The following is an 11,013-nucleotide window of genomic DNA, read 5'->3' on the forward strand; positions in this document are numbered from 1 at the left end:
GTGCAGGGCTACGGCTGCTACACGACCCAGGCCGCCAGCTTCTCGCCCATCCTGGCCAAGATCACGAGCTACGCCGTCGAACTGGGCGAGGCGATCCAGCGAGAGCGGCAGGATCTGCGCGGCTGAGCCGGCCGCGGACGCGCGGCTTCACGCCAGCGGAAGCGTGGCCACGATGCTGGTCCCGGACTCATCGCTCGAGATCGTCAAATGGCCGGAGAACTGTCGGACGCGGGCCTGCATGCCGGGGATGCCCACGCCGAGAACCGGATCGCCCTGACCCGATCCCATGCCGCGGCCATCGTCCGCGACGGACACCGTGAGCCGGCCGTTGACGACGCCAAGCTCGACCGAGACACAGCGCGCCTGCGCATGCCGATGAGCGTTCAGCAGGGCTTCCTGAATGATCCGCAGCGCGGTGTGCCGCAGCGGTGGAGGAATGCAATCGACCACCCGGTCCGCCTCCAGCACGACCTTTAGTCCGGTCCGCCTGGCAAAGCCCTCCACGAACTGGCGCACGCTGGCCGACAGGCCGTCCGGCCCAAGGTCGCGCGGCTCGATCAGGTAGGAAAGGGTCCGCGTCTCCTTGAGGGCTTCGTTCAGCGACGTCTCGACAGTGTCGATGATCGCGGCCAAATCGCCCAGGCATACGGCCCGTCGCAAGCGCGCCAGGCCAAAGCCGGCGGCGACCAGATTCTGGCTCGTGGAGTCGTGCAGTTCGACGGCGATGCGCTGACGCTCGTCGTCCCTGGCGGTGAGCAGCTCCTCGGAGGTCGCCCGGAGCGCTTCCTGCATCCTGACCATCTCCGTCAAATCGTCATGGATCGCCAGGAAACGGCCGTTCGCGCCGACCGAGAGCGGCGTGATCCGCATCTGACGCCAGCACAAGCCGCGGACGGTCCATTGGGCATAGGTGCGTCGGACGTCTTCGGCGTCGCCCGACAGCAGGCGCCGCAGGCTGAACTCGAGCGCCGGACGGTCGAGGTCAGGCAGGAGGCCGCAAATCGCATCGACGTAGAGGGCGCCAATCCCCGCGTCGCGCAGGGCGACATCCTGGACAGCGAAGGTGTTCCGCCAGGCCTCGTTGACCTCCACGATCCGCCCGCCGTCGTCCAGCAGGACGATGTCCGGCGATCCGGCCGCGACATGCGAGGGCCGCGTCGGGAGGGATCGCTCCTGGAAGGACGCGGTTTCCGCCGGCCTGATGGTTCCAGCCCGGCCGCGAGGCTTCATATCGTCGCTCAGGCTGCTCATGGTCGCTTGCGCCCTGACGCCGTTGCCTGGGCCAAAGCCCCCCAGAAGTCCGTGCATGCATCGTCCTCCGAACTTGTCTCGACCTCGCCGCGTCGCTGTCCTGCATGCGGCGACAGAAGGGTCTGTCTTCCCGGGGTGTTGGCGGGGGCCCGTAAGCCGCCATCGCCGCCCCTGCCAACCATGAACCGATGACCTGAAACTCTTGGACGGCGACACCTCGACCCTCACGCAACTGTGGCGCGATTTCTAAGACCGGTGAAATACAGCTATCGGGGCGCCGCTATTCCTCCGGGTTATGGCTTGTGAGGTTGTGGATTTCGGCCGCCTGGAATAACGCCTTCCTGAGCGGCGGGGAAAGCGCGGTTCGTCTCCCCCATTGGCGGCCAACGCCAGACGCGCTGATTTGCATAGCATGGGCTTAGAGCGTGCCGGCACGCGGCCCTTCAAAGGCGGCAACGAGTCAAAAGGCCGTCAATTGACGTCATGGACGCCAACGTCCGTCTAGGGTCGTAGATCGCCGTTGTCGTCGGCGAGCTAATGTCCGGAAATCGGATGAGCGTTATAGGCCGCTCCGCGGCGCCTGAATGTACCGGGCTGAACGTGGTAGAATGAGGCGAGGGATGTGGCCAATTCGCAGGAGGCGAACATGGCTCAATTTGACCTCTTCCTTCCGCCTAAGCGGCCTTGGAATACTGCCCGCATCATCGGCCCCAAGCCGCCATTCAAACCAAAGCACATCTGGGGAATTCGCCAGCAGCTGAAAGCTAACGGGCGAGTGCGCGACCTGGCGATGTTCAACTGCGCGATCGACGCCAAGCTTAGAGGGTGTGACCTCGTGAAGTTGCGCGTCAGCGACGTGGCGCCCGGCGGGTTAATCCGAGCGCGTGCGACGATCATCCAGCAGAAAACGGGTCAGCCCGTTCCCTTCGAGATCACGGAGCCGACGCGCGATGCTCTGGCCACCTGGATCAAACTTCGCGGCCGGCGATACGACGACTGGCTGTTTCCCAGCCGCAGCCGACCGGGCGGGCACGTCAGCACCCGACAGTACGCCCGACTTGTCGGTAAGTGGGTGTCGATGATCGAGCTTGAGCCGCGGGCTTACGGAACGCATAGCCTGAGACGAACGAAGGTCGCGCTGATCTATAAGAAAACGGGCAACCTGCGGGCCTGCCAACTTCTCCTCGGGCACCGGAAGCTGGAGAGTACGGTTCGATATCTTGGCATCGAGGTCGACGACGCGCTTGAGATGTCTGAGGCCATCGACTTGTAGGTTACACGCCTCAAGCAGCATGTCAGCGACGGGCGATCATTCCATGCAAAACCCTGCGAAGGTCGTGTTCCTGGAGCTGCCCCAAGGTCCGCTAGTGGCGCGGCTCCGACCTTGATCCGGATCCACATGGGGCCGGGCAACATGAAGGGCGACTGGGCAGTGTTGGGGCACGGCTGACCGACGGCGATACGCCGTGATCTAGTCGTCGGTTTCCTTCAGCATCTGATGATCGTGTATGTCTTTGGCATGATCCTCAATGCCGTGGGTCGACGCGGAGGTGCGCCGCACCAGGATAGCTTACTCACCCGTAGGCCCCACTTCGAGTTCGGGCCAGGGTGTCGGACACGAGAGCCTGCCCCTCCATTGTGTCCATGTAATCCAGGGGCGTCGCGCCGCCGAATGCTGGCATGGGCTCTCTGAGCCAACGCGACGTCCACGCCCGCGCGTCGAACCTTTCGACCTCATCCATGCCTTGGACCATGGATTCCACCTGACCAACCAGCTTCGCCAAGCCAAGGAACCGCTCCCCCTCGTCGGAACGCAGCGCACCACCTGTCTTGGTCTTACGGTTCACTGTGGAGATCGGAATGTTCAGGGCGGCAAAGGTCGAACCCTCCGGCATATCCAGATCGGCGATTATTCTCTTCGCCACGGAAGCTCTGATCCCGCGCTTGACGATTTTGATTCGGTCGTGGGCCGACATCTCATAAATGATGAGGTAATTTAGATCGATCAGGTCGAGCTCTTCCATCCTGGTGAAGTGCCTCCAAAGGCCGCTCACGGCACTTGTCAGAGCGGTACACCGGCCCTCTCGTACAGAAAGCGATCTGGGAGTTGATCGACGTTCCAACGGGATGACCGATCGGCCTGGCTACAGGGTGGCGGCTAGGACGAAGAGGTAGCTGACGACTGCGATGGCGCCTAAAATCCTCCAAGCCAGTTTGTCCAAATCCTTCTGAAAGATGATGCTCAGATCGATGGACTGCTTGGCCAAGGCCAAGTTGATGCGGTGTTCCAAATGGACGTGGTCAGCCTTCGCGATGAGCGTGTCCACCGCCTGGGTTAGGGCAAGGGATGTGGCGGCGACTACGGCTTGGGCATGTGCGGGCGGCATACCTGCATCGGTCATGATCTTTTCGCATTTGGCGACGTCGAACAAAGCAAGAGTCATTGCGATCTCGGCTGAGCTGATTGTGGGGGAAGTGCGAGCGGATCAAGGCGCTCATGCAGGGCCGTGCCGGGGGAGCGAACGGGGCGCTCAGCGGAGCTAGAGTGCCATATCGCCCGTCGCGCGCAACCCGCGGTGGGGAGTAATCGCGTAGTGACGCTGTCGGACGTTGCGAACTGAATGGGTATCTATGGACGGCCTAAGCGAGGTGGGTCCTGTGCGGTTGGGCGTGTATCGACGTACGAATTGTGGTGGCGTTGGGGGGGCGGCAAAGCCCGCGGACCGCTAGGTCGAACACCCGAGGAATGTTCAGGGAGAACGCGGCGGGAAAACGCTCGCGATCAGTCTCCCTCGAACGCCACGAACAAGGCTTCGACACGGGGGTCGTTCTCCATTCCGTCGCGGATGTTGAAGCGCTTCTTTGGCGGCTGACCGAACAATGTCCTAGCCACCCTGGCAGCCTCGCGCTGGATAGCGTCGGTTTTTTCCTGACCTAGTGTCTGTCTTGCCGTGGCGATCGCCAGGGCCACGCCGACGAACGAGTGTAGCGACGCCTGCTTGATCATGTAGTTGTCTTCGGTGTCCCAAGCCTCATCGATCAGTTGCTCCAAAACCTGGGACAGATTGGTCTGCCGCCGGTTCGCCAGTTCGGTCAGACGCTGGCGGCTCTCCTCATGAAGCGTGATGTTCAAAGGGAAGCGTTTGCGCTCGGCCATGTTCAGTCTCCAGCTGTTATACGCATATCTTGCGCACGCATTATTGGCGAAACATCAACGGCTTAGCCGAAAATCGCGAAATGTGCGCATAACATACGCACACGATGGCAAATCGAATTCATAATATGTTTCAACGGCTTATATCAAAACCGCAGGTGTGCGTAATGTGTGCCACCCCAAAAGGGGTGTTTTTCCACGGCGCCCTCTGGGCCTTGATCGTCAATTTGTTGGGTTGTTGCGGACACCGCTAGCGACTGTGCTTGCTGCACCGTCGAGGGGCCGTCACGGCCAAGAGTGACGGACGAATTGGCGCCCATGCCGAACCTCGTCGTGCCGAAGGGGGCTCTTCAGGCGTCTGCGCTAGGTCTGTTTGTGAAGTGGTGCGGGCGGCCGGAATCGAACCGGCATAGCCTTGCGGCTGACGGATTTTCGTACCACTTCGGCTTTCGCCGCCGTCCCGATGATCGGGCCGTTCGTGGTCTGGACTATCCCTTCACCGTGCTCCGAACGTCGGAGGTTAGGCGCTGCCCGTCTAGTCTCTACACCTTCCCCCAGAGGGGGCTTGGCTCGGGATCGCCATCTGACAGGGTTCCCCGAATTTGAGCAGTTCTACATCCCGGATTTCCCCGAGCGCACTCAATCCTGTGGCTTAAGTCCGTTGCGTCTACCAGTTCCGCCACGCCCGCCTAAACCGAGCCGAGCTATAGTCGGCTAGGTCTTGGCCGTCGAGGCTTTCGAACGGGTCCGTGACAGACCCGGGCGCACCGCGGCGTTGGCCGAGCGGTCGGGCGAGGCGCGGGTCTTGCGGACATTGATGGCCGAGGCGTCGATCCGGTTCTTGATGTGCGAGGCGTAATAGGTCTCGATCATCTCGACGCTGGTGCGGCAGTTCTTGGCGACCTGGTAGATGTCTGCGCCTTCCATCAGGCGCATGCAGATGTAGGTGTGGCGCAGGCTGTAGGTCGTGCGCCTCTGCCCCTCGCGGTCCACCTTCAGGTCCAGCTCTTCGAGGATGGTGTTGAACAACTGTCGGGGGAGGGCGGGGAACAGCCGGTCCCTCGGGCCTCCGTTAGCGCGCGCCTGGAGGCGGCCAAAGGGCATGACCGCGCCGGGCATGCTCTTGCACCAGCCGACCCCGCGCTTGCCACGTACGGCGATCTCAAGGATGCGCTGGCCGGTGGCCTCGTCGGTCGCCACGGTGACGTCGCGATATTCCAGGCCCAGAGCCTCGTCTGGCCGCAGGCCGGTGTTGACCATGAAGAGCACGAAGTCGTGGAGAGTTTCGCTGGCGTCGCGCCAGCGCTCCGCCGTGGGGTTCTTGGCGCGCTCTCGGGTCGCCGCGTAGAGCTGCTTGTACTCGTCGGGCGAGAACCAGGCCCGGTGCGAGATTTTGCTCGCCGCCCTGAAGGGCGGCGAGAGGTCGGGCAGTTGCTCCAGCCAGCGATGACGATGGGCGGTCTTCAGGACCTGGCGCAGGCAGACGATCTCCTGGTGCAGGGTGCCGCGGGCCGGCGGCTTGCCGTTACGGCCGGCCTTCATCCGGTGGATGCGGTAGTCCTGGACCATGCCGGCGGTGATCTCACTCACCACGGCCCTTCCGAAGAACGGGTTGAGGTGGTTGTTGATGCGCTGGCGATGGCCTTCGACATAGATCGGGCTGCGCTCGCCCTGGGTGATGATCGCGAACTCGTCGATGAAGCGGTCGGCGGCCTGGGCGAAGGTCTTGCCGGGCTTGAGTTCGCCGGAGCGCAGTTTGCCCAGCAGACCCAGATACCAGTCGCCGGCCACGTCCTTGGCCCGCGCCAGGCTCTCCTCGCGCGTGGTGACGCGCCTTTGCTGGCCAGCGACTGTGCAGGCGCACTGCCAATGCGGACTGCCAGGCCGTTTATAGACCTGMACCTTGCCGTCCATGAGTCCGTGTCGCGCCGTCACCGCCCCGCCTTCCGCTCGCCAGGGCGGGAAATCTGCCAGCCAAAGATTAGCGGCTGACTTCCAGTTGCGGTTAGCCATCCGTTGACTGGCGATCCTCCGCGGCGCCGCTGGCGCGGCGCGGAAACAGGGGCTAGCGGCAAGCACCGTGGAGAGGCGATGGCTGCGCTCCGTGCGGAGCGCGGACGCCACCGGGCTGGACCGTTCGGTCCATCCCTTCGCCAATGGTCGCGTCGGCCGGTTCCGGCCTTTGGCGACCATTCGGTCAGGCGGGTGGGGTGCTGGCCTTCTGGCGGGAGGGCGGGGCCTTGCGGACGTTGATCGCCGAAGCGTCGATCACGTTTTTGATGTGCGAGGCGTAGTAGGTCTCGATCATCTCGACGCTGGTTCGGCAGTTCTTGGCGACCTGGTAGATGTCGGCGCCGTTCATCAGGCGGGTGCTGATGTAGGTGTGGCGCAGGCTGTAGGCGGTTCGGCGCTGACCCTCGCGATCGACCTTCATGTTCAGTTCGCCCAGGACTGTGTTGAACAACTCGTTCTGAAGCGAGGGGAATAGCCTGTCCAAGGGGGTGCCGGCGTTGCGGCTCTTCAGTCGCCTGAACGGCGCCACGGCCTCGGGCATGCTTTTGCACCAGCCGACGCCGCGCTTTCCGCGCACGGCGATCTCAAGCAAGCGCTCGCTGGTGGCCCCATCGACGACGATGGCGACGTCGCGATACTCCAGGCGGAGGGCTTCGTCGGGACGGAGCCCGGTGTTGACCATGAACAGCACGCAGTCGCGAAGATTCTCGGTGGCGGTTCGCCACTGTTCCTTGAGCGGGTTCCTGGCTCTCTCGCGCAGGGCCGCGTCGAACGTCCTCCATTCCTCAGGCGAGAACCAGGCCCGGTGCGAGACCTTGCCCGACCGCCCATAGGGCGCGGAAAGGTCGGGCAGATGGTCGAGCCACTTGTGGCGGATGGCGGTCTTGAGCACCTGGCGCAGGCAGACGATCTCCTGGTGCATCGTGCTGCGGGCCGGAGGCTTGCCGCGACGTCCGTTGCTCATGCGGTGGATGCGGTAGTCGGCGATCATCCCGGCGCCGATGTCGTCCACCGCCGTGGCCCCGAAGAACGGCACCAGGTGGTTGGCCAGGCGCCGCCGGTGACCGTGAACATAGATCGCGTTTCGCTGGCCCTGGGTGATGGCCTCGAACTCGATCATGAAGCGTCGCGCAGCTTCCCGGAACGTCCTGACAGGCGGGCCCGGCACTGCGATGGCCCTGGGGACCGTAGCCGGCTTTGCCGGCTTTGACGCTTTGTCGGATCTGACATTCAGCGCGGGGCGATCGGCGCTGATCAGCGCCAGGTACCATTCTCGGGCAAAGACGGCGGCGCGGCTGAGGCTGTCCTCGCGGGTATTTGCGCGCTGTTGGCGGCCGCCGATCGAGCAGGCGCACTGCCAGTGGGGACTGCCCTTTCGCAGATAGAGTTGCACCTTGCCGTCCATCAGCTGATGGCGATTTTCCCCTTTATTCAGTAGGGCTTTTGCGGCTTTTTGGGCGTTTGTGCTAGCAGTGTGCTTGCTGGAAGCAGACGTTTCGGACTTGTTTTTATTGATGTTATTGAGGGTTTTGGTGACCGGTTTGGAGCGCATAGGATTTTAAGTCCGTAGCGTCTACCAGTTTCGCCACGCCCGCGCTGGTCCTGCCCGTATAGGATGAGGGGCGAGTCCCGCCAAGGCCGTCCGTCGCCGGCGCCCGCGTTCGGGGCGCCGGCGCGAAACGGGACCGTTGCGGCTCGACGTCCGGCGGGCGCGTGATAGCGTCACCGTTCTTGACCGCCTGAGTACCGGGCGGGGGATTGGGGGATGGTGATCATGAAGCGCGAACTGGCCGCACTGGCTTTCCTGACGGCGGCCTGCGCCGCGCCGCTGGCCCAGGCCGCTGACATCGAGGTGGTGCGCGCCGCGCGGCTGCTCGACGTGGCCACGGGCCGGTATGTCGACAACCCGCAGGTGGTGGTCACCGACGGCCGGATCACGGCGGTGGGCAAGTCGGGCGACGCGGTTCCGCCTGGGGCCACCGTGGTGGAGCTGCCGGGCGCGACCCTGCTGCCGGGCCTGATCGACATGCACGTCCACCTGGACAGCGTCGCCGAGATCGGCGGCTACAACAGCCTGCAATACAGCGACGCCTTCTGGAGCGTGGTCCAGACCCGCAACGCCAAGGTCACCCTGGAAGCGGGCTTCACCACGGTGCGCAACGTCGGCTCGGCCGAGTTCGACGACGTGGGCCTGCGCGAGGCGATCGACGAGGGCTACGTGCCGGGTCCGCGCATCGTCACCGCCACCTACGCCATCGGCGCGACGGGCGGCCACTGCGACTCGACCTTCTTCCCGCCGTCGATGGACCAGAAAAGCCCCTACAACGTCGACAGCCCGGACGAGGCGCGCAAGGTGGTGCGCACCCTGAAGAAGTACGGCGCCCAGGTGATCAAGATCTGCGCGACCGGCGGGGTGTTCTCGCGCGGCGACGAGCCTGGCCAGCAGCAACTGACCCTGGCCGAGATGCAGGCGATCGTCGACGAGGCCCACATGGCCGGCCTGAAGGTCGCCGCCCACGCCCATGGCGCGGCGGGCATCAAGGACGCCATCCGTGCGGGCGTCGACACCATCGAGCACGCCAGCCTGGTCGACGACGAGGGCATCAAGTTGGCCGTCGCGAAGGGCGCCTACTTCTCGATGGACATCTACAACACCGACTACACCCAGGCCGAGGGCGCCAAGAACGGCGTGCTGGAGGACAATCTGCGCAAGGACCGCGACATCGGCGAGGTGCAGCGCGAGAACTTCCGCAAGGCGCTGAAGGCGGGCGTGAAGATGATCTACGGCACCGACGCCGGGGTCTATCCGCACGGCACGAACGGCAAGCAGTTCGCGGTGATGGTCCGCTATGGCGCGACGCCGCTGCAGGCGATCCAGGCCGCGACGATCACCGCCTCCCAGGCCCTGGGCCGCGAGAAGGATGTCGGCCAGGTGGCCGTCGGCCGCTATGGCGACCTGATCGCGGTGGCGGGCGACCCGCTGAGCGACGTCACGACGCTGGAAAAGCCGGTGTTCGTGATGAAGGGCGGGGCGGTGGTGAAGCGGCCGTAGGTTTCAGCCTCTGTGCGTCCTTCGAGGCCCGCYGCGCGGGCGCCTCAGGATGAGGAGCGTTATTGCTGATTTCCTCATCCTGAGGTGCGCAGCGAAGCGAAGCCTCGAAGGACGCAAGGCGCCTGCCTCTCGCCAAGCCGGCCTCGAACGCCTAAATGCTGCCGCTCCGTAACGCCCGAGCCCGCCCGTGATCACCTTCCAAGACGTCTCGAAAACCTATGCCGGAGCCGGCGATCGCGCCGCGCTGACGGGCGTCAGCCTTTCGGTCGCGCCCGGCGAGGTGTTCGGGGTGATCGGGGCCTCGGGGGCGGGCAAGTCGACCCTGATCCGGCTGATCAACGGCCTGGAGAAGCCGTCGGGCGGCAAGGTCGTGGTCGACGGCGACGACGTGGCGGCCCTGGGCGTCGAGGGGCTGCGGTCCCTGCGCCGCCGGGTCGGGATGATCTTCCAGCACTTCAACCTGCTGTCGTCCAAGACCGTGGCCGGCAATGTGGCCTTTCCGCTGAAGCTGGCCGGTCGGCCGGACGCCGAGGTCAAGACGCGCACCACCGAGCTGCTGGCGCGGGTGGGCCTGTCAGACTTCGCCACCAAATATCCCGCCCAGCTGTCGGGCGGCCAGAAGCAGCGGGTCGGCATCGCCCGGGCCCTGGCGACGGGTCCCAAGGTGCTGCTGTGCGACGAGGCGACCAGCGCGCTGGATCCCGAGACCACCGAGCAGATCCTGGAGCTGGTCTCCAACCTCAACCGCGAACTGGGCCTGACTATCGTGCTGATCACCCACGAGATGGACGTGGTGCGCCGCGTCTGCGACCGGGTGGCGGTGCTGGAGGGCGGCAAGGTGGTCGAGGCCGGACCGGTCGAGGAGGTGTTCCTGCACCCGGCCAGCGCCACGGCCCGGCGGTTYGTGATGGAGGCCGACGGCGTCCCGGCCGACGGCGCCTTGGTCGGCGGCCGCGTGGTGCGCCTGACCTTCCGCGGCGAGGCCACCTACAAGCCGATCCTGGGCCTGGTGGCCCGCGAGACCGGCGTCGACTATTCGATCCTGGGCGGCCGCATCCATCGCCTGCGCGAGACTCCCTATGGCCAGCTGACGCTGTCGCTGACCGGCGGCGACGTCGAGGCGGCGATCGCGCGGTTCAAGGCCGACGGCGTGCGGGTCGATATGGTCACGGAGGCGGGCCGATGAGCGGATTCATGGACAATATCGACTGGTCCGAGATCGGCCAGGCGACGCTGGACACCCTGTCGATGCTGGGCGGCTCGATGGTGCTGACCGTGATCCTGGGCCTGCCGCTGGGCGTGATCCTGTTCCTGACCGGCAAGGGCCAGATGCTGCAGAACCGCGCCGCCAACGGCGTGCTGTCTCTGGTGATCAACACCCTGCGCTCGGTGCCGTTCGTGATCCTGCTGATCGTGATGATCCCGCTGACCGTGGCCCTGGTCGGCACCTCGCTGGGCGTGGCGGGCGCGATCCCGCCGCTGGTGGTCGGCGCGGCGCCGTTCTTCGCGCGCCTGGTCGAGACCGCCCTGCGCGAGGTGGACA

9 protein-coding genes and 1 pseudogene are annotated in these 11,013 nt (G+C 64.9%); 4 read left to right on the top strand and 6 right to left on the bottom strand.

Annotation, left to right across the window (positions count from 1 at the left end):
• Nucleotides 1-147: 147 nt before the first annotated feature.
• Nucleotides 148-1,251, bottom strand: coding sequence for a PAS domain-containing sensor histidine kinase (locus AC1DZ6_RS09560; RefSeq protein ID WP_477031569.1), 1,104 nt, complete (start codon nt 1,249-1,251; stop codon nt 148-150).
• Between the two features lie 646 nt (nt 1,252-1,897).
• Here AC1DZ6_RS09560 and AC1DZ6_RS09565 point away from each other — a divergent pair.
• Nucleotides 1,898-2,524, top strand: a complete 627-nt coding sequence (locus AC1DZ6_RS09565) for a site-specific integrase (protein WP_477031570.1) — start codon at nt 1,898-1,900, stop codon at nt 2,522-2,524.
• A 301-nt stretch (nt 2,525-2,825) separates the two neighbouring features.
• Here the strand turns inward: AC1DZ6_RS09565 and AC1DZ6_RS09570 are convergent, their stop codons facing one another.
• From AC1DZ6_RS09570 to AC1DZ6_RS09590, 5 genes are all read right to left on the bottom strand, one after another.
• Complete coding sequence (locus tag AC1DZ6_RS09570) at nt 2,826-3,275, bottom strand: antitoxin Xre/MbcA/ParS toxin-binding domain-containing protein (protein WP_477096957.1); 450 nt, start codon at nt 3,273-3,275, stop codon at nt 2,826-2,828.
• Nucleotides 3,276-3,395: 120 nt separating this feature from the next.
• Nucleotides 3,396-3,695 carry a hypothetical protein gene (locus AC1DZ6_RS09575; RefSeq protein WP_477096958.1) on the bottom strand — a complete coding sequence of 100 codons (300 nt, stop codon included), beginning with the start codon at nt 3,693-3,695 and terminating at the stop codon, nt 3,396-3,398.
• Between the two features lie 338 nt (nt 3,696-4,033).
• Nucleotides 4,034-4,408, bottom strand: a complete 375-nt coding sequence (locus AC1DZ6_RS09580; protein ID WP_477096959.1) for a hypothetical protein — start codon at nt 4,406-4,408, stop codon at nt 4,034-4,036.
• A 711-nt stretch (nt 4,409-5,119) separates the two neighbouring features.
• Nucleotides 5,120-6,319 carry a tyrosine-type recombinase/integrase gene (locus AC1DZ6_RS09585; protein ID WP_477096960.1) on the bottom strand — a complete coding sequence of 400 codons (1,200 nt, stop codon included), beginning with the start codon at nt 6,317-6,319 and terminating at the stop codon, nt 5,120-5,122.
• A gap of 283 nt (nt 6,320-6,602) precedes the next feature.
• Nucleotides 6,603-7,970: a tyrosine-type recombinase/integrase gene (locus tag AC1DZ6_RS09590; RefSeq protein WP_477096961.1), complete on the bottom strand. Its 1,368-nt coding sequence runs from the start codon at nt 7,968-7,970 to the stop codon at nt 6,603-6,605.
• A 222-nt stretch (nt 7,971-8,192) separates the two neighbouring features.
• Here AC1DZ6_RS09590 and AC1DZ6_RS09595 point away from each other — a divergent pair, with 222 nt between their 5' ends.
• From AC1DZ6_RS09595 to AC1DZ6_RS09605, 3 genes and pseudogenes are all read left to right on the top strand, one after another.
• The gene (locus AC1DZ6_RS09595; RefSeq protein ID WP_477096962.1) at nt 8,193-9,470 is read left to right on the top strand and encodes a Xaa-Pro dipeptidase; all 1,278 of its coding nucleotides are present in this window, start codon (nt 8,193-8,195) and stop codon (nt 9,468-9,470) included.
• A 187-nt stretch (nt 9,471-9,657) separates the two neighbouring features.
• The gene (locus AC1DZ6_RS09600) at nt 9,658-10,656 is read left to right on the top strand and encodes a methionine ABC transporter ATP-binding protein (RefSeq protein WP_477096963.1); all 999 of its coding nucleotides are present in this window, start codon (nt 9,658-9,660) and stop codon (nt 10,654-10,656) included.
• Nucleotides 10,653-11,013, top strand: a pseudogene (locus AC1DZ6_RS09605) (metal ABC transporter permease); the annotation flags it as partial. The gene AC1DZ6_RS09600 and the pseudogene AC1DZ6_RS09605, both read left to right, overlap by 4 nt.

Source organism: Caulobacter sp. P1_B12_2, assembly GCF_056406675.1.